The organism is Microbacterium kyungheense (genome assembly GCF_006783905.1).
In the GTDB taxonomy this organism is placed as follows: domain Bacteria; phylum Actinomycetota; class Actinomycetes; order Actinomycetales; family Microbacteriaceae; genus Microbacterium; species Microbacterium kyungheense.
In genome coordinates this window covers 466,923-484,495 of record NZ_VFPE01000002.1, presented here as the reverse complement: position 1 = coordinate 484,495, position 17,573 = coordinate 466,923, and the positions used below count along the sequence as shown (strand labels likewise).

General features: G+C 71.3%; 22 protein-coding genes. 10 read left to right on the top strand and 12 right to left on the bottom strand.

Annotated features, from left to right (window positions below; genetic code table 11):
• Positions 1 to 134 precede the first annotated feature (134 nt).
• The gene (locus FB391_RS08970; protein WP_141894088.1) at positions 135 to 569 is read right to left on the bottom strand and encodes a VOC family protein; all 435 of its coding nucleotides are present in this window, start codon (positions 567 to 569) and stop codon (positions 135 to 137) included.
• 66 nt (positions 570 to 635) lie between these two features.
• Positions 636 to 1,328, bottom strand: a complete 693-nt coding sequence (locus FB391_RS08965) for an alpha/beta fold hydrolase (protein WP_141894087.1) — start codon at positions 1,326 to 1,328, stop codon at positions 636 to 638.
• Positions 1,329 to 1,464: 136 nt separating this feature from the next.
• Between FB391_RS08965 and FB391_RS08960 the strand changes: the two genes are divergently transcribed.
• Positions 1,465 to 2,049 carry a 1-acyl-sn-glycerol-3-phosphate acyltransferase gene (locus FB391_RS08960; protein ID WP_141894086.1) on the top strand — a complete coding sequence of 195 codons (585 nt, stop codon included), beginning with the start codon at positions 1,465 to 1,467 and terminating at the stop codon, positions 2,047 to 2,049.
• A gap of 3 nt (positions 2,050 to 2,052) precedes the next feature.
• Here FB391_RS08960 and ychF read toward each other — a convergent pair whose 3' ends face one another.
• Positions 2,053 to 3,126: a redox-regulated ATPase YchF gene (gene ychF / locus FB391_RS08955; protein ID WP_141894085.1), complete on the bottom strand. Its 1,074-nt coding sequence runs from the start codon at positions 3,124 to 3,126 to the stop codon at positions 2,053 to 2,055.
• An 11-nt stretch (positions 3,127 to 3,137) separates the two neighbouring features.
• Positions 3,138 to 3,785, bottom strand: coding sequence for a dihydrofolate reductase family protein (locus tag FB391_RS08950; protein WP_141894084.1), 648 nt, complete (start codon positions 3,783 to 3,785; stop codon positions 3,138 to 3,140).
• A 72-nt stretch (positions 3,786 to 3,857) separates the two neighbouring features.
• Between FB391_RS08950 and FB391_RS08945 the strand changes: the two genes are divergently transcribed.
• Positions 3,858 to 4,514 carry a class I SAM-dependent methyltransferase gene (locus FB391_RS08945; protein WP_185843015.1) on the top strand — a complete coding sequence of 219 codons (657 nt, stop codon included), beginning with the start codon at positions 3,858 to 3,860 and terminating at the stop codon, positions 4,512 to 4,514.
• A gap of 12 nt (positions 4,515 to 4,526) precedes the next feature.
• Here FB391_RS08945 and FB391_RS08940 read toward each other — a convergent pair whose 3' ends face one another.
• Complete coding sequence (locus tag FB391_RS08940) at positions 4,527 to 5,294, bottom strand: class I SAM-dependent methyltransferase (RefSeq protein WP_141894083.1); 768 nt, start codon at positions 5,292 to 5,294, stop codon at positions 4,527 to 4,529.
• 76 nt (positions 5,295 to 5,370) lie between these two features.
• Here FB391_RS08940 and FB391_RS08935 point away from each other — a divergent pair, with 76 nt between their 5' ends.
• Entirely contained in the window at positions 5,371 to 5,973 is a 603-nt protein-coding gene (locus tag FB391_RS08935) for a 3'-5' exonuclease (RefSeq protein WP_141894703.1), read from the top strand.
• A 57-nt stretch (positions 5,974 to 6,030) separates the two neighbouring features.
• On the top strand, positions 6,031 to 7,359 hold the full coding sequence (locus tag FB391_RS08930) for a DNA recombination protein RmuC (RefSeq protein ID WP_141894082.1): 1,329 nt from the start codon (positions 6,031 to 6,033) through the stop codon (positions 7,357 to 7,359).
• A gap of 37 nt (positions 7,360 to 7,396) precedes the next feature.
• Here FB391_RS08930 and FB391_RS08925 read toward each other — a convergent pair whose 3' ends face one another.
• Positions 7,397 to 7,609: a UDP-N-acetylmuramyl pentapeptide phosphotransferase gene (locus FB391_RS08925; RefSeq protein WP_141894081.1), complete on the bottom strand. Its 213-nt coding sequence runs from the start codon at positions 7,607 to 7,609 to the stop codon at positions 7,397 to 7,399.
• A gap of 145 nt (positions 7,610 to 7,754) precedes the next feature.
• Entirely contained in the window at positions 7,755 to 8,744 is a 990-nt protein-coding gene (gene glpX, locus FB391_RS08920; RefSeq protein WP_141894080.1) for a class II fructose-bisphosphatase, read from the bottom strand.
• Between the two features lie 213 nt (positions 8,745 to 8,957).
• Between glpX and fbaA the strand changes: the two genes are divergently transcribed.
• Positions 8,958 to 9,989, top strand: coding sequence for a class II fructose-bisphosphate aldolase (fbaA, locus tag FB391_RS08915; protein WP_141894079.1), 1,032 nt, complete (start codon positions 8,958 to 8,960; stop codon positions 9,987 to 9,989).
• Between the two features lie 87 nt (positions 9,990 to 10,076).
• On the opposite strand, the gene FB391_RS08910 is transcribed toward fbaA, so the two are convergent.
• From FB391_RS08910 to FB391_RS08890, 5 genes are all read right to left on the bottom strand, one after another.
• Entirely contained in the window at positions 10,077 to 10,628 is a 552-nt protein-coding gene (locus FB391_RS08910) for an MOSC domain-containing protein (protein ID WP_141894078.1), read from the bottom strand.
• 54 nt (positions 10,629 to 10,682) lie between these two features.
• Positions 10,683 to 11,378, bottom strand: coding sequence for a zf-HC2 domain-containing protein (locus FB391_RS08905; protein WP_141894077.1), 696 nt, complete (start codon positions 11,376 to 11,378; stop codon positions 10,683 to 10,685).
• Positions 11,375 to 11,926, bottom strand: a complete 552-nt coding sequence (locus tag FB391_RS08900; RefSeq protein ID WP_185843014.1) for a sigma-70 family RNA polymerase sigma factor — start codon at positions 11,924 to 11,926, stop codon at positions 11,375 to 11,377. Before FB391_RS08900 ends, FB391_RS08905 begins: the two co-directional genes overlap by 4 nt.
• Before the next feature lie 99 nt (positions 11,927 to 12,025).
• Positions 12,026 to 12,634 (bottom strand): DUF6264 family protein, encoded by a 609-nt coding sequence (locus FB391_RS08895; RefSeq protein ID WP_141894076.1) that lies wholly within the window; start codon positions 12,632 to 12,634, stop codon positions 12,026 to 12,028.
• Positions 12,631 to 13,671 carry a 4-hydroxy-3-methylbut-2-enyl diphosphate reductase gene (locus FB391_RS08890; protein WP_185843044.1) on the bottom strand — a complete coding sequence of 347 codons (1,041 nt, stop codon included), beginning with the start codon at positions 13,669 to 13,671 and terminating at the stop codon, positions 12,631 to 12,633. Before FB391_RS08890 ends, FB391_RS08895 begins: the two co-directional genes overlap by 4 nt.
• A 104-nt stretch (positions 13,672 to 13,775) precedes the next feature.
• On the opposite strand from FB391_RS08890, the gene FB391_RS08885 reads away from it, so the two are divergent.
• From FB391_RS08885 to FB391_RS08865, 5 genes are read left to right on the top strand one after another with little or no spacing between them, the layout of a single operon-like run.
• On the top strand, positions 13,776 to 14,954 hold the full coding sequence (locus FB391_RS08885; RefSeq protein WP_185843013.1) for a low temperature requirement protein A: 1,179 nt from the start codon (positions 13,776 to 13,778) through the stop codon (positions 14,952 to 14,954).
• On the top strand, positions 14,951 to 16,267 hold the full coding sequence (xseA, locus tag FB391_RS08880) for an exodeoxyribonuclease VII large subunit (RefSeq protein ID WP_141894074.1): 1,317 nt from the start codon (positions 14,951 to 14,953) through the stop codon (positions 16,265 to 16,267). The genes FB391_RS08885 and xseA overlap by 4 nt, the downstream gene beginning before the upstream one ends.
• Positions 16,264 to 16,590 carry a DUF4190 domain-containing protein gene (locus FB391_RS08875; protein ID WP_141894073.1) on the top strand — a complete coding sequence of 109 codons (327 nt, stop codon included), beginning with the start codon at positions 16,264 to 16,266 and terminating at the stop codon, positions 16,588 to 16,590. The genes xseA and FB391_RS08875 overlap by 4 nt, the downstream gene beginning before the upstream one ends.
• A gap of 59 nt (positions 16,591 to 16,649) precedes the next feature.
• Entirely contained in the window at positions 16,650 to 16,904 is a 255-nt protein-coding gene (locus FB391_RS08870) for an exodeoxyribonuclease VII small subunit (RefSeq protein ID WP_141894072.1), read from the top strand.
• The gene (locus FB391_RS08865) at positions 16,904 to 17,551 is read left to right on the top strand and encodes a DUF4245 family protein (RefSeq protein WP_141894071.1); all 648 of its coding nucleotides are present in this window, start codon (positions 16,904 to 16,906) and stop codon (positions 17,549 to 17,551) included. The genes FB391_RS08870 and FB391_RS08865 overlap by 1 nt, the downstream gene beginning before the upstream one ends.
• Positions 17,552 to 17,573 lie beyond the last annotated feature (22 nt).

The window sequence follows — 17,573 nt, the reverse complement described above, 5'->3', positions numbered from 1 at the left end:
CGCGCGCCAGACCTCGTCAGCACGCCGGACGTAGGAGCCGGCATCCGCCGCTGCACGACAGCAGTCCCGTCACCGCACCGCACCGCACCGCACCGCACCGCACCGCACCGCACCGATCACACCGCCCCGGCGACTCACCACGGGGCGACCGCGACTCCACCCCAGTCCGCCGGATCCACATCGCGCACCGTCTGGGTCAGCTCCCACCGGTGACGTGCGGGGTCTTCCAGCAGCCACGAACGCTCCCCGTACTCGAACGTCGTCAGCGGCTCGATGACGAGGGCCCCCGCGGCCTGTGCACGCGCGACGGCCGCGTCCACATCGGGCACCCGGATCTTCACCTGATGCGACGTCCCGCCGGGCTGCGGCACGCGTCGTCCGTTGCCGCCCTCGGTGATCACCACTGCGCCGTCGTCACCCACGCGCAGCTGCGCCCGGTGCGACTCGCCGATGCGAACGCGCTCCCCGAACCCGAACGCCTCCGCGAGCCACGCGACCGCAGCGCGCACATCGGGATAGACCAGGACGGGAGTGACCGTCACCGGCGAAGCCGATCGGTTGGTCAGCACCGCGTCAGCGTACTGCGGCCCGTCCGGCCCGGCAACCATCGGCCCGACACGCGGTACCGGAATGCATCAGTCCCAGTCGAGGTAGTCCTCGATCGGCCACGACGTGGCACCCACGTGCGTCACCGGGAACAGATGCCCGCCGCCCTCGACGGCGACGACGCTCACACGATCGGGCGCGGACGCCTGCAGCCGCTCACCGTTCGCGACAGGGGTCAGGGTGTCCTCGGTGCCCTGGATCACGAGCACCGGCACCGCGGGCGCCAGCGACGACCATTCGAGGTCGGGCGTGGCATCCTGAGCCGCTCGCTGCATGGCGTCGACCTCGACGTCACGGGCGCCCTCGGGGATCTCGGCGCCGCCGGCGTTCAGCTCGTCGGTCTGCTCCGCGCCCTCGACGCCGAGCAGCAGCACGCCGCCGACGCGGTCGAGGTGGTCGAGCGACACCGCGCGGGCGACCGAGCCGCCGAACGCGTGACCGCCGATCCAGGCGTGGCCTAGGCCGATGTGGTCCATGACGTCGACGACGTCCTGGGCGAGGTCGTGCATCGAGACGACGGCGTCCGCCGCGGAAGAGGGATGCCGCGGCCCGATCCGCACGATGCGGAAGTCCTCCTCGATCAGCGCGTGGGCGAGCGGGCCCAGGTAGCTGATATTCAGGCCGCGACCCGGGATCAGCACCACGGCGGGACCGCTGTTGGTTCCCTCGTCCACGAAGGGGATCGCGCGGCCGTCGGGTTCGAAGATCTGGGTGTCGGCCAAGGTGCTTCCTCTCGGGTGGCGTTCGTCTCGCGGGCGCGGGCGTCCGATCGGACGCAGTCCCGGGGTTCTACGTTACGCGGAACCGCGGACGACCTGCATGCCGCCGAGGTCATATGCGATCGCATACGTTTGCGGGATGCTTCGTCGACTCGTCTCACGCCTCTACTGGGCGATCAGCCGGTGGACCCTGAGGAGCGAGCCGGCACCGGCCCGTCCCTCCGTCCTGATCGGCGCCCCGCACACCTCGAACTGGGACTTCGTGCTGATGCTCGCCATCGCGTGGCGACTGGGCATCGATGTGCGCTGGCTCGGCAAGAGCAGCCTGTTCGCGGGCTGGCGCGGTCCGATCATGCGCGGGCTCGGCGGGATCCCCGTCGACCGCGCCGATCCGAGCCGCGTCGTCGGCGAGGTCGTCGCGCGCATCCGCGCGGGCGAGGTGTTCGGCCTGGTGGTCACCCCCGACGGGACCCGCGGCGCGCACGAGTACTGGAAGTCGGGCTTCTACCGCATCGCCCGCGAGACGGGCATGCCCGTCACCCTCGGCTATGTCGACCGCCGCACGATGACCACCGGGCTGGGACCGACCATCGAGCTGACCGGCGACGTGTCCGCCGACATGGAGCGCATCCGCGCCTTCTACGCCGACAAGTCGGGCGTGCACCCCGCACAGCGCGTCGAGCCGCGTCTTCGCGAGGAGTCGGGCGGGGCGCCGGCGAGCTGATCGCTAGACGTTGAAGCGGAACTCCACGACGTCGCCGTCCTGCATGACGTAGTCCTTGCCCTCAAGGCGCGCCTTGCCCTTCGCACGCGCCTCGACGACCGAGCCCGTCTCGACGAGGTCGTCGAACGAGATGACCTCCGCCTTGATGAAGCCCTTCTCGAAGTCGGTGTGGATGACCCCGGCCGCCTGCGGGGCCTTCCAGCCCTTGCCGATCGTCCACGCGCGGGCCTCCTTGGGGCCGGCGGTGAGATAGGTCTGCAGGCCCAGGGTGTCGAAGCCGATGCGGGCGAGCTGGTCCAGGCCCGACTCGTCCTGACCGGTCGAGGCGAGCAGCTCGGCCGCGTCCTCGGGGTCGAGGTCGATGAGCTCGGACTCGATCTTCGCGTCGAGGAACACGGCCTTCGCCGGAGCGACCAGGGCCTCGAGCTCGGCCTTGCGCGCGGCATCCGTCAGCACGCTCTCGTCCACGTTGAACACGAAGATGAACGGCTTCGCGGTGAGCAGGCCCAGCTCCTTGATCGGAGCGAGGTCGATCTTCGACGCCGACAGCAGCTCGCCGCGCTGGAGCGCGTCGCGCGCCTCGACGGCGGTGGAGAGCACCACGGGGTCCAGCTTCTTCCCGCGGACCTCCTTCTCGTACCGCGTGATGGCCTTCTCGAGCGTCTCGAGGTCGGCCAGCTGCAGTTCGGCGTTGATCGTCTCCATGTCGTTCTGCGGGTTCACCGCGCCCTCGACGTGCACCACGTCGTCGTCCGCGAACCCGCGCACCACCTGGGCGATCGCATCGGCCTCGCGGATGTTGGCGAGGAACTTGTTGCCGAGCCCCTCCCCCTCCGAGGCGCCGCGGACGATCCCCGCGATGTCGACGAACGAGACCGCGGCCGGCAGGATCCGCTCGGAGCCGAAGATCCCGGCGAGCGTGTCGAGCCGCGGGTCCGGCAGGTTGACCACGCCGATGTTGGGCTCGATCGTCGCGAACGGGTAGTTCGCCGCGAGCACCTGGTTCTTGGTCAGGGCGTTGAAGAGGGTCGACTTGCCGACGTTCGGGAGTCCGACGATTCCGATGGTGAGAGCCACGGGCACCCAGTCTAGTTGGGGGCGGATGCCGCACCCGCCGGGCGTCGTCGGTCCGGGTCGACGCGCCAGCGCATCAGCACGTTGCCGCTCTCGACCCAGACCCGCGTCTCGAGCAGCTTGAGTGCCACCGGAGGGCGCGCGTCGAACAGCGGCACGCCGCCGCCGGCGATGAGGGGAAAGGTCACGAGGTGCAGCTCGTCGACGAGTCCCGCACGCATGAGGTCGTTCCAGAGGACGCGCCCGAGGAGGATCAGGATGCCGGGCCCGTCGCCCTGCTTCAGTGCGGCGATCTCGGCGCGGGCGTCGGCGATGCGCACGATCCGGATGTTCTCGTACGGTGCGATGTCGGCGTGGGCGATGGTGTCCGAGACGACGATCTTCTCGATGCCGAGGATGAGCTCCGCGAACTCCCGACGGATCGCTGTCGCGTCCGGATCGCCGCGCACGCCCGTCCAGTACTCGAGGTTGCCGAGCGCGGAGCGCCGACCTGACAGCACCATCGTGCCCGACGCCCGGGTGAGCTCCGCCGTGTAGTGGTCGAACGAATCCGCGCCGTGATAGTCGGGGTGCCAGTGTTCGAAGAACGAGACGATGTCATGGTCGTCGTCCTCGTACCGGCCGTCGACGGTGACGAAGTTGCAGACGGTCAGGGTGCGCACCGGCTCACCGTACGCCGCTCCCCCGACACCGCACCCGTTGCCGGCCCGGTGCGGCGCGGCGATACTGACGGCATGGACGACTGCTGCGCTCCGCAGCCGCCGGGCGGCTACGACCGCGAGTTCGACGAGCGCTTCGCGCGACGCCTCGCCCGGCGCTATCGCAGCGAGGGGCTGACGCCCAGCGCGCAGCTGATCCTCTCGTTCGCGGCATCCCTCGGCCTCGACGGCGCGTCGGTGCTCGAGATCGGCGGAGGCATCGGCGACATCCAGCTCGAGGCGCTCAAGCGCGGCGCGGCGCATACGACGAACGTCGAACTGTCGTCCGCGTACGAGCCGGAGGCCACCCGGCTGCTCGACGAGGCGGGACTGCGCGACCGGGCGACACGCGTGCTCGGCGTGGACCTCGCCGGCACCCCGGAGGCGGTCGAACCGGCCGACATCGTCGTGCTGCACCGCGTCGTGTGCTGCTACCCGGACTACCGCGGGCTGCTCGGCGCCGCGGCCGGGCGCGGGACGCGCGCGGTCGTGTTCAGCCACCCGACGCACAACCTCGGCACACGCTTCACGGCGCGGCTGATCAACGCGTGGTACTCGCTCACGGGCAACCCCTATCGCGCTTTCGCGCACGCGCCAGAGGCCATGGTGGCCGTCCTGCGCGACCGCGGCTTCGAGCCGCGCTTCCGCGAGCGCAGCGGCCCCTGGCACGTCGTCGGTGCGGTCCGCGCGTGACGTCGCCCCGCGTCAGGGACGGATGCCGCGATACGCGCGTGTCAGGTACGGCAGGCTGATCGTCTCGCCGTCGGCCGCCGTCCCGCCCTCGGTGCGCCGGCGCTCGTCGAACAGGTCGCCCACGCTCCCGAGGATCTCGGCGCGCTCGGCCGCCGTGGCGGTGATGATGTAGCTGCGGGATGCCACCATGTCGAGCAGTGCCTTCCGGGTGAGCGTGCGCGTCCAGGTCCAGCGCCGCTCTTCCAGCTCCTCGAACGGCGCCGCGACCTGCGGCCCGCTGCCCGCGAGCATCTCCTCGGCGTGGCTCCCGTGCATCGCCGCGGTGAGGCGGGCGACCCACGGATCGGACTCGTCGCGGATGTTCCACACGAGTCCCAGCACGCCGCCCGCGCGCAGGACGCGCCCTGCCTCGGCGGACGCCGCCGCGACGTCGACCCAGTGCCACGCCTGACCGAGGACCACCGCGTCGACGGACGCGTCGGGCAGTGGCATCCGCTCGGCCGTCCCGACGAAGGTGGGCACGCCATGGACGTTCTCGCGCAGCGCAGCCAGCATGTCGGCGTCGGGGTCGATCGCGACGACCTCTCCGCCCGCCTCGACGATCGTGCGGGTGAGCTTGCCCGTGCCGGCGCCCACATCGGCCACCCGCACCGCGCGATCGTGCGCGCGAACCGGATCCAGCATCCAGTCGACGGCCTCGCGCGGGTAGTCGGGGCGTCCCGACTGGTACGCGCTTGCGGCGGCTCCGAACGACAGCGACATCTCTTCGCGGCTGGCCATGCTCCGACCCTATGACCACGCGCCGCGCACGGCGCGCCTGCTCGCGGATGCGGCGACGTCGGGTGAGTCTGGAACCGTGCCACTGGATTTCACCGCGATCGACTTCGAGACGGCGAACTCCAGCAACGCGTCGGCGTGCGCGGTGGGACTGGTGCGCGTCCGCGGCGGCCACATCGTCGACCAGGCCGGCTGGCTCATCCGCCCGCCCGCCGGCCATGACGTCTTCTTCGAGCTCAACGTGCGCATCCACGGGATCCAGGCCGAGGACGTCGCCCACGCGGCAGGCTGGAGCGAGCAGCTCGCCGACCTCGTCGCCTTCACCGGCGACGACGTGCTCGTGGCGCACAACGCCGGCTTCGACATGGCCGTCATCAAGCGCGCCTGCGACGCGACCGGCGACGACTTCCCGGCCTACCGCTACGCGTGCAGCCTCCAGGTGGCCCGCAAGGTGTACCGGCTCGACTCGTACCGGCTGCCGTTCGTGGCGGCCGAAGCGGGATTCGCCGACTTCCTCCATCACAACGCCACAGCGGACGCACTCGCGTGCGCGCACGTCATGATCGACGCCGCACAGCGGGTCGGGGCGGGGTCGATCGACGAGCTCGCCGCAGCGGTCGGCGTGCGGGTGTCGCAGCTGGCGGCCGCGGATGCGCCGGCGGTCTCGTTCGCCGTCGCATAGCAGGATGCCGCCGCCCGGCGCCGCGGCGATGTCGGAGCCCTCGGGCACGATGTCGGCATGGACGCACTCGTGATCAGTGTCGTGGTGATCGTCGCCCTCGTGCTGGGCGCGATCGCCGGATGGGCGATGGGCCTCGCCAGAGGCGCCGCGCGCGGCGCGCGCGATCACGCCGAGCTCACGGCGCGGCTGGCCGCGTCCGAGGCGGCCCGTCAGGGGGTGCAGGCCCAGCTCGACCACCAGCAGCTGCTGTACCGCGAGCTCGCCGGCCAGGCCCGTCACGACCAGGCCGCCCGCGAGGAGCGCGAACGACGCGAGCAGTCGGTGCTGCGCGCGCTGGCTCCGGTCCAAGAGACCCTGGCCGCCATGCACGCCAAGGTCGACGACCTCGAGCGCGACCGTCACACCCAGTTCGGAACGCTCGCCGAGCAGCTGCGACGGGCGCACGAGTCCGATGAGGCGCTGCGGGCGACGACGGAGTCCCTCGCGAGCGCGCTGCGCTCGGGGAGCACTCGCGGTGTGTGGGGCGAGACCCAGCTGCGGCGCGTCGTCGAGGCGGCCGGCCTCACCCGGCACGTCGACTTCGACCTGCAGACCTCCATCACGACGGACGCCGGCGCGGGCCGTCCCGACATGGTGATCCGCCTGCCCGGCGACAAGGCGATCGCCGTCGACGCCAAGGTCCCGCTGGACGCGTTCCTCGAAGCCAGTGCGATCCCCGTGACGGCGCAGGGCGCCGAGGGTGCGCGCCGGCAGAGTCTGCTCGAGAAGCACGTCAAGGCGGTGCGCGCCCACGTCGACGCCCTCGCGCGCAAGACGTACTGGGCGGGGCTCTCGTCGAGCCCCGAGTTCGTGGTGTGCTTCGTGCCGAGCGAGTCGCTCCTGGCCGCTGCACTCGAAGAGGACCCGGCGCTCTTGGACTACGCGTTCGGCAAGCGCGTGGCGCTCGCATCGCCGGTCAACCTCTGGGCGGTGCTGAAGACCGTCGCGTACACGTGGACGCAGCAGGACGTGTCCCAAGAGGCGCGGGCGCTGTTCGACCTGGGCAATCAGCTGTACGAGCGGCTCGGGTCGCTCGCGTCGCACGCCGACGATCTGCGTCGTGCCATCGAGCGCACCGTCGACAGCTACAACCGCTTCGCCGGATCGCTGGAGACGCGCGTGCTCGTCAGCGCGCGGAAGTTCCCCGGCATCGATGCGACCAAGCTCGACGCGGTCAGCGAGCCGGCCACGATCGAGAAGAGCCCGCGACGACTCACCGCCCCCGAGCTGCTGGACGAGACGCTGCCGGGACTCGAGTCACCGGCCGCTGAGACCGGCCCCGCCCCTCGGGCCGCCACGGCCGAACTGGGCGATGTGCGCACGCGGATCGCTTCGCCCGGGGACTGACCCGCGGAGGCCGACCCCGAGGCGCGCGCGTGATCGCTCAGGCGCCGCCGGGCACGAAGCTCAGCAGCAGGATGACAGCCGCGGAGACGCCGACGAACGCGCCGACCATCCACCACGCGCTGATCTCGTGGCCCTCGTCGCGCCGGACGCGCAGCAGGACGTCGGGACGACGTGCGGGATCGATCGCGTTCGCGACCACAGCGTGCGCGCCCGTCTGGGGCTGCGACGAGTCACCGGACTGCGCAGACATCGTCAACTCCTTGCGTCAGGAACACCTTCGTGTCCCCCTCGACACCAGCTCGATTCTGCCAGAGTTCCTCGTCGCAGAGGTCACGAACACATCACAGCAGCATCACGGGCCACATGCGTCACATCAGTCACCCTGACCGGCGGCGTCAGAGCCACTTCGACACGAGGTGCTCCGACGAGATGCGGCGCAGCGTTCCGGAGGCGCCGCGCAGCACGACGCTCTCGGTGTAGACGTAGCCCCCTTCGCGGCGGACGCCGGCGACCAGCGCGCCGTCTGTCACGCCCGTGGCGACGAAGATCGTGTTCTTCCCCTTGACGAGCTCATCCGCCTCGTAGACGTACCCGTCGAGCTGGAGCCCGGCGTCGATGCCGCGCTGCTTCTCGTCGTCGTCACGCGCCCACAGCCGTCCCTGGATGTGTCCGCCGAGGGCCTTGATGGCGCAGGCCGTCACGATGCCCTCGGGGCTCCCGCCGATGCCGACGCACATGTCGGTGCGGGCGTTGTGCCGGGCCGCGTTGATGCCCCCGGCGACGTCGCCGTCGCTCATGAGGCGGGTGCCGGCGCCGGCGGCGCGGATCTCGTCGATCAGCTGCTCGTGGCGCGGCCGGTGCAGCACCGACACGACGATCTCGTCGACCGGCTTGTCGATCGCCTTCGCGAGCAGCCGGATGTTCTCGCCGATCGGCAGGCGGATGTCGACGACGCCCACCCCGGCCGGACCGGTGACGAGCTTGTCCATGTAGAACACGCTGGACGCATCGAGCATCGTGCCGTGGTCCGAGACGGCGATCACCGACAGGGCGTTGTTGCGTCCCGCCGCCGTGAGAGAGGTGCCGTCGATCGGGTCGACCGCCACATCGGCCTGAGGGCCGCGGCCGTTGCCCACGCGCTCCCCGTTGTAGAGCATGGGCGCTTCGTCCTTCTCGCCCTCGCCGATGACGATCGTGCCGTCGAAGTTGACCGTGGTGAAGAACGCCCGCATGGCGTCGACGGCGGCGCCGTCCGCAGCCTCCTTGGCACCGCGTCCGATGAACGGCACCGCGCGGATCGCCGCGGCTTCTGTCGCGCGCACGAGCTCCAGCGCGAGGTTCCGGTCGGGTTGCAGAGGACTCATGTCCGCGGTCAGGCTCACCATGCCGTCAGCCTAACGAGCCACAAGCGCCTTCGACCGGACTTTCGTTCCACGAGCCGCGAAGGAATCGCGATTCTTTCCCGCAAGGCAGGGACGGGGTTTTCCCGGGCGGCCCGGCCGACGGCATCCGACTCACGATTTTCTGCTTCGGTAGGATTTCTCCTGACGCCCGCATCTACTTTGCAGCCCCGCGCCACACCAAAAAGAGGAGCACTCATGCCCGTCGCCACCCCGGAGCAGTACGCCGACATGCTGGACCGCGCGAAGGCCGGTGGCTTCGCGTATCCCGCCATCAACGCCGCCAGCTCGCAGTCGGTCAACGCGGTCCTGCAGGGCCTCACCGAGGCCGGATCGGACGGCATCATCCAGGTCACGACGGGCGGCGCCGACTACTTCGCCGGCCACACCGTCAAGGGCCGCGCGACGGGAGCGCTCGCGTTCGCCGCGTTCGTGCACGAGGTCGCCAAGAACTACCCCATCACGGTCGCCCTACACACCGACCACTGCCCCAAGCCCGCGCTCGAGGACTTCGTGCTGCCGCTGATCCAGGCATCGGAGCAGGTCGTCGCCGACGGCGGAAACCCGATCTTCCAGTCGCACATGTGGGACGGCTCGGCCGTGCCGCTGGCAGAGAACATCGAGATCGCCAAGGAGCTGCTCCCCCGCATGAAGGCGATCAACGCGATCCTCGAGGTCGAGATCGGCGTCGTCGGCGGTGAGGAGGACGGCGTCAAGCACGAAGGCACCAACGACGCGCTCTACACGACGACGGGCGACGTCGCGCAGTTCGTCGAGGCGCTGGGCCTGGGCGATCAGGGCCGCTACATCGCCGCCCTCACCTTCGGCAACGTCCACGGCGTCTACAAGCCCGGCAACGTCAAGCTCAAGCCCGAGCTGCTCGGCGAGATCCAGGAGGGCATCGCCAGCCGCTTCGGCACCGGCCCGAAGCCGCTGGACCTCGTCTTCCACGGCGGCAGCGGCTCGACCGACGCCGAGATCGCCGAGGCCGTGGCGAACGGCGTCGTCAAGATGAACATCGACACCGACACGCAGTACGCCTTCACGCGCTCGGTGGCCGGCTTCATGTTCCAGAACTACGACGGCGTGCTCAAGGTCGACGGCGAGGTGGGCAACAAGAAGGCCTACGACCCGCGTGCCTGGGGCAAGATCGCCGAGTCGGCGATGGCCGCTCGCGTCGTCGAGGCCACGCAGCAGCTCGGCTCGGCCGGCAAGAGCCTGGGCGCGTAATCCCCCGAACCGATCGGATGCCTCGTCCTCCGGCCCCGCACGGGCCCGAGGGCGAGGCATCCGCCGTGTCGGCCGGTGCGACCGGCCTCACGCAGGGTCGACGTAGCGATCGAGCAGGCCGGGAGCGTCGTCGGGTCGATGCACGACCACGATCTCGTCGCCGGCCTGCACCCGCCCGCCCTGCACCACGCGAAGATAGGGTCCCAGCCGGCGCTCGTTCGAGAACCGCTTGACCCAGCCCCGGGCGTCGTCGCCGCCCACCCAGCGGGCGAACGTCTGGCACGGGGTCCGCGGCATCGTCACCTCGACCTCGACGTGTTCGCCGATCCGCCACCGCTCGCCGATCCGCGCCGCGTTGACGTCCAGTCCCTCGACGCGCAGATTCTCACCGAACCAGCCCGGCGGCAGGTCGCGGCCGAGCTCGGACTCCCAGAACGCGGCGTCCTCCGCTGCGTACGCGTAGAGCGCCTTGTCGAGGCCGCCGTGATGCTTGCGGTCGGCCTGCACGTCGGCGTGAACGCCGTAGGGGCCCACCCGGACCGGGCCGTCGACCGGCCCCTTGTCGATGGCGGTGACGCCGACGGATCCGGCGTCGGGACGGAGCTGTCTGACGACGCAGACGGCGATGAGGCGAGGCATCCGCTCAGCCTAGCCAGCCCACGCACCGACGCTGCGCGACGAGACGGGCGGGTGTCATGGCGTGCCGCGCAGCAGGACCGTTCCGTCGACCATGGCTCTGACCTCGATCGACGCGATCTCGTCGGAGTCCAGCGCCGTGCCCGCCTGCAGGCGCGCCGTCGACCCGGGGCCCGCGCGCCACGACGACAGCTCACTCGTCGTGCCGTCCGTCGACGTGACCACCAGCACGTACGGCCACTCCTGCTCGGGCGCGTAAGGGTCGCTGCTTGCGCCGTACTCGCACGTCATGTCGATGCGCGTTCCCCAGGCGACGTCGGTGAGCCGCACCGTGGCGCTCAAGGGAACATCGGTCACCGGCTGCAGCGCGACCGTCTCGGCCGGGCGCACCGCCGGAGCGACAGCGGCCGTGATGCCGAACGCGGCCACGATGACGACGACCGCCGCGGCGGCGAGCGTGCTCCCCCAAACGACGAGGCGGCGCCGACGGCTCGCCCGGGCGCCGACCGACACGAGGCGTGCCCGCGCGCCGGGACCCGGTCCGGGCTGGTCCGCCGGATCGAGGAGTGCTTCCGCGCGGTCGGGCGACAGCCGGGCGAGCAGGCCCAGCGTCGGGGCGAGGTCGGCGAGCGCGTCGCGGCACTGCGGGCACTCGTCGAGATGCTCCTCGTACACGCGTCGGTCGGCCGTGCTCAGCGCGCCGAGGACGTAGGCGGCGTCCCAGTCCGCAAGGGACGGGTGCTCCGGATTCATCGCGTCACCCCCTTCTCCTGCAGGGCGAGCCGCAGGGCGCGCAGTCCGTAGTGCAGCCGCGACTTGACGGTGCCCGGCGGGATCTCCAGCTCTCCCGCCATCTCGGCGACCGAGAGCCCGCGGTAGTACGCGCGCACGACGACGGCTCGGTGCTCGGCCGACAGCGCAGCCAGCGCCTCCTCGACGAGGATCGCTTCGAACAGCGCATCGGTGCCGTCGCCGGCGACCCGTTCGGGAACCTCCGCCACATCGACCTCGCGACGCCGATGCGCGCTGCGGGCCTCGTCGATGACGAGATGGCGCGCGACCGTGAACATCCACGCCCGGGTGGTCGACGGGTCCTCCCCGAGGATCTTCGGCGTGCGCCAGGCACGAAGCAGCGTCTCCTGCACGATGTCGTCCGCGCCGGCCCTGTCCCCGGTCAGGTGCACGACATAGCGCCACAGCGGCGCCGCGTGAGCGTCGTACAGCGCCTCCAGCCGCACGGCGTCGCGTCGCGTCGCCCTGCCGCCGGCGCCTGACCCCTCGTCGAGCCTGGTTCGCGGCATCCGTCACCTCCGCTGGGGACACGAGACGCGGGCGCCGCAGGTTCAACCCGGGCCCACCGCCGTGCTCCCGAGTATGCCGCGAGACGGCGCGGGGCGGTATCAGCCGCCGGTCGTGCCGAGCAGCGCCGCCACCACCGCGGGGTCGCTCATCAGCGGGATGGCCATCAGCACCCCGGTCACGAAGGTGAAGAGGATGCCGGCGGCGAGCGGGATCCACCACGTCAGGCGCCCGCGTCGCAGACTCCACACCGACACCGCCGCGGTGGCGAGCCACCCCAGCGCCAGCACGATCGCGGCGGCGATGCCGTACGGACGGCCGGCGGCGGGGTCCGACAGCGTCACGTCGAGACCCAGCACGGCGAACATCGTCTCGGCGTACGCGCCGTAGTCCAGGAACGACGGGAACGACGTGACGACGTTGAAGAGTCCGTACAGGAGCAGCGAGATCGTAACGACGCGGTCGACCATGCGGGGTCTCACCGGTGCGCCCACGGACGGCGCGGACGCGGTGGGCTGCGCCGGGTGGATGCCGGCGTCCGCGGCCTCGGTCACGACCGGAGCGGCCGGAGTCACCGGCTGCTGCCACTCCGGGGCCGGCTGCTGGATGCGCGCCCGCTGCTCCTCAGGGCTGGCGTACTCGCCGTACTGCGGCCGGGGTCGCGCCGATCCGGCGCTGTCGGGACGAGCGTGCGGCTCGGTGTCGCTCACGAACGGCTCCGTCCGCCCAGGGCGCGGTCGTCACGCTTGCCGGCGGCATCCTGACGCAGCTCCTTCGGCAGCGAGAACATGAGGTCCTCCTCGGCCGTGCGCACCTGCTCGACGTCGCGGTAGCCCGCGGCGGCGAGGTCGTCGAGCACCTGCTGCACGAGCACCTCCGGCACCGACGCGCCGCTGGTGACGCCGACGGTCTCGACGCCCTCGAGCCACGCCTGCTCGACCTCGTCGGCGTAGTCCACGCGGTAGGCGGCCTTGGCGCCGTGCTCGAGCGCGACTTCGACCAGGCGCACGCTGTTCGACGAGTTCGCCGAGCCGACGACGATCACGAGATCGGCGTCCTTCGCGACCTTCTTGATGGCGACCTGACGGTTCTGGGTGGCGTAGCAGATGTCGTCCGACGGCGGGTCCTGCAGCTGCGGGAACCGCGCGCGCAGGCGGCGGACGGTCTCCATGGTTTCGTCCACCGACAGTGTCGTCTGCGACAGCCACACGACCTTCGACGGGTCGCGCACCTCGATGGTGTCGGCCTCGTCGGGCGAGTTGACGACGGTGACGTGCTCGGGGGCCTCGCCCGCAGTGCCCTCGACCTCTTCGTGGCCCTCATGGCCGATGAGGAGGATCTCGAAGTCGTCGCGCGCGAACCGGACGGCCTCGCGGTGCACCTTGGTCACGAGAGGGCACGTCGCGTCGATGGCGCGCAGACCCCGGTCGGATGCCGCGTTCACGACCGCCGGTGAGACGCCGTGGGCGCTGAAGACGACGTGAGCGCCCTCGGGGACCTCGTCGACCTCTTCGACGAAGATCGCGCCCTGCTTCTCGAGCTCGGTGACGACGTGGATGTTATGGACGATCTGCTTGCGGACGTACACGGGTGCGCCGAAGCGCTCCAGCGCCTTCTCGACGGCGATGACGGCGCGGTCGACCCCCGCGCAGTAGCCGCGCGGCGACGCCAGCAGCACGCGCTTGCGTCCGGGGCCGGCGATGTCCTGGAGCGGCTCGCGCCGCCGCGGGACGCGCGGGACGGGCATGCTCACGGTGCTGCTGCTCACCCCACGATTCTAGGGGCGGCTCCTGGACGCGAGCCCGGCGGGCGGCCCGCGCCCACGTCGGTCCCGTGCGCTACCGTGACCGGGTGGCATCCCCCACCCCTTCTCGACCCGTCGTGCGCGCGACGCGCACCGCGCGCATCGCCGCGCGCGTCTCGACGATCGAGCTGCTGTTCGACCTGGTGTTCGTCTTCACGATGACCCGCGTGGCCGAGATCATCGTCCACCACCCCGATCCGACCGGGATCGCCCAGGCGGCGCTCGTGCTCGCGCTGGTGTGGTGGATGTACGACGCCTTCGCGTGGCTGACGAACCAGGCGACACCCGACACCACGGGATTCCGCATCGCACTGATCGCCGCGATGGCCGCGTTCCTGGTGATGTCGCTCGCGATCCCCGACGCCTTCGGCGAGACCGGCGTGCTGTTCGGCGTGACCTACATCGTCGTCGCCGTGATCCATGCGGCGCTGTTCATCGTGCTGGGCGGGGCCGCCGCCGCGCGTCGCATGTTCGTCGTGGGCACGTCGAACGTGCTCGTGGGCGTGCTGCTGGTGATCGCGGGCTTCGTCGAGGGGCCGCTCGACTGGGTGCTGTTCGGGCTGCCGCTGCTGGCGTTCCTCGGCTCCGCACTGCTGAGCGCGCGCGGCGGGTTCGACCCCGGTGCCTCGCACATGGTCGAGCGGCACGGGCTGCTGATGATCATCGCGTTCGGCGAATCGATCGTGTCGGTGGGCGTGGGCGCGACAGGTCACGCCATCGAGGCGCCGCTGCTGGTCGGCACGGTGCTCGCCGTCGCCCTGGTGGCCGCGCTGTGGTGGTGCTACTTCGACGGCGACGACTCGCGCGCCGAGGCCCGCATGGCCTCGGTCGCGCCGGAGCGGCGCACCGGGCTCGCGCTCGTCGCGTTCTACGTCGAGCATCTCGTGATGATCTTCGGCCTGCTGATGCTCGCGGCGGGGCTCCACGGTCTCTTCGCGGCGCCGTTCTCGGCACTCGAGGCTCCCCAGGCGTGGCTCATCGGCTGCGGCGTCGCCCTCTACCTCGCGGGCGACGCGGCCTACCGCGGCACGCTCGACCTCGGTCCGGTGAGCACGAGGCTCCTCGCCGCCGCGCTGGCCGTGGCGACAGCGTGGATCGGATCCACTGCGTCGGGCGCGCTGCAGCTGGCGTGCCTGCTCGCGATCGTGGCGGGCGTGCTCGTCTTCGAGAACGCCCGGCGTCCGCGCGGCGCCGCACACCCCACCGCCCCGACGGAGGCCTCATGACATCGTTCCAGCCCGCCGCCGTGCCCGGCGAACCGCCGCCGGCCGACTCGGTCCGGCCCCGCGACTCGAGCCCCGAGGCGCCGACGTCGGTCGCACGGCTGAACGACACGATCCGCGGGTTCGTGCAGACCTGGGGCTCCGTGTGGGTCGAAGGCGAGATCACCGCGTTCAACGTCCGCGGCGGCAACGTCTTCGGGCGCCTGAAGGATCTCGTGACCGACGCGACGATCTCGTTCCGGATCTGGTCGTCGACGCGCGATCGCCTGCCCGGCGACCTCAAGGTGGGCGACCACGTCATCACGTGCGTCAAGGCCGACTACTTCGTCAAGAGCGGCGACTTCGGGTTCTCGGTGTCGGCGATGCGTCATCTGGGACTCGGCGACCAGCTCGAACGGCTCGAGCGCCTGCGCGCGCAGCTGCGCGCCGAGGGTCTGTTCGATGCGGCGCGCAAGAAGCCGATCCCGTTCCTCCCCCATCTCATCGGCCTCATCACGGGTGAGAACTCGGATGCCGAGAAGGACGTCCACCGCAACGCCGAGCTGCGCTGGCCGCAGGTGCGGTTCCGCACCAAGTACGCCGCGGTGCAGGGCGACCGATGCGTGCCCGAGACGATCGCCGCGCTCAAGGCGCTCGACGCCGATCCCGAGATCGACGTCATCGTCATCGCCCGAGGCGGCGGCGACCCCCAGACCCTGCTCGGCTTCAGCGATGAGCGGATGTTGCGCGCCGTGGCCGCAGCATCCACACCCGTCGTGAGCGCCATCGGCCACGAGAACGACCACCCCCTGCTCGACGATGTCGCCGATCTGCGCGCCTCCACCCCGACGGACGCCGCGAAGCGCATCGTTCCGGACGTCGCCGAGCAGCGCGCCGTCGTCGGGCAGCTGCGCGCGCGCATGACGATGCGGCTCACCCAGCGGATCGGGCATGACATCGCGCAGCTGGAGCAGCTGCGCTCCCGCCCTGTCCTGCGTACGCCTGAGGCGATGCTCACCTCGCGCGCCCACGAGGTGGAGCTCCTGGCCGCGCGCGGTCGCGACCGCGTGGACCGCGCCCTGCAGCAGCACGAGCGGCGGACCGCCGAGCTGCGGGCGACGCTGCGCGCGCTGTCGCCCGCCTCGACGCTCGCCCGCGGGTACGCGATCGCTCACCTGGCCGACGGCGTCATCGTGCGCGATGCGGCGCAGGCGCCGGCATCCACTCCCCTCGTCGTGACTGTGGGACGCGGGTCGTTCGCCGCGCACTCCGACGGCGAGATCGCCGAGGCGGACCCGCGCGCGGGCGCCGCCGTCACCGCAGAGGATGACGCATGACCTCCCCGCAGCAGTACCCGGCACCGCAGCAGTACCCGGCACCGACGCCCGTGGCCAGGACGACGAGCGGACTCTCGATCACCGCGTTCATCGCCGCGGTGGTGGCCGCGCCGATCGGGGTGGTGCTCGGCATCGTCGCGCTCATCGTCGATGCCCGGCGACCCGATCGCACGAAGGGGCTCTCGATCGCCGCGATCGTGGTCGGCGCCGTGATCGGCATGGCCGCGATCGCGTTCCTGCTGCTGTGGGCGCTGTGGGCGATGGCGACGGGTGTCATGTGCGGCGAGCTGGCGGGAGGATGCCCGGACGGCAATCCGTTCTGACGCCTTCCGGAGCCCACGCACCGGCGAGGGCGGACCCGCTCGCCACGTAGACTGGGGGCATGACCGCGTCGACCGAGGCCCTTCCCGACGTGGCGTCGCTCTCTTTCGAGCAGGCGCGCGACGAGCTCGTTCGCGTTGTAGCCGAGCTCGAGCAGGGCGCCCCGACGCTGGAGCACTCGCTGGCGCTCTGGGAGCGCGGCGAGGCCCTCGCCGCGCGGTGCGAAGAATGGCTGCTCGGCGCGAAGCGCCGCCTCGACGCGGCGCGGGCGACCGCCGACGGTGCCGCGCGGGCCGACGGGAACGGGGCCGGCTGATGGCTCGCGAACCCCGCGTCGTCGCGGAGCTCGGTCGTCCCGAGACGCCCGACGAGACCGCCGCACGCAAGGCGGAGTCCTCTCGCGTCTACCGCTCGAGCCAGAACGTGCGCAACCTCGTGGCGGCGCTGCTCGCGACGCTCGCGGTCGTCGCCGTGATCGTCTTCGCCGTCCCCCGCGGATCGGCGCCGGAGCGCGAGCCGATCGACGTCGCCGCCGCCGCGGAACGCGTCGCGACCGCTGAAGGACGCACGGTGATCGTCCCCGAGATGTCGGACGACTGGGTCGTGAACCTGGCGGGCGTCGACGGCGAAGGTCGCGTGAAGGCGTTCAACGTCGTCTACGCACCGGCCGACGAGAACGCGCGCGGGTTCCTCAACGTCTCCCAGGGCTTCGACGCCGACGAGTCGTGGGTCACGCGCGTGCTGTCCGGTTCGGCTCCCGACGACACGGTGACGATCGACGGCATCACGTGGGATCGCTACGAGCTCGACCCCGAGCGCACCGGCAACATCTCGGTCGCGCTGTCGACAGACGCCGGCACCGACACCGTCCTCATCTACGGCACGACGACCCGCGACGCGCTCGAAGAGACCGCGCGATCCGTGACCGACCAGATCACCGCACTTCGCCAGGAGGCCCCGTGACCGACGCACCGACTCCCGCCGA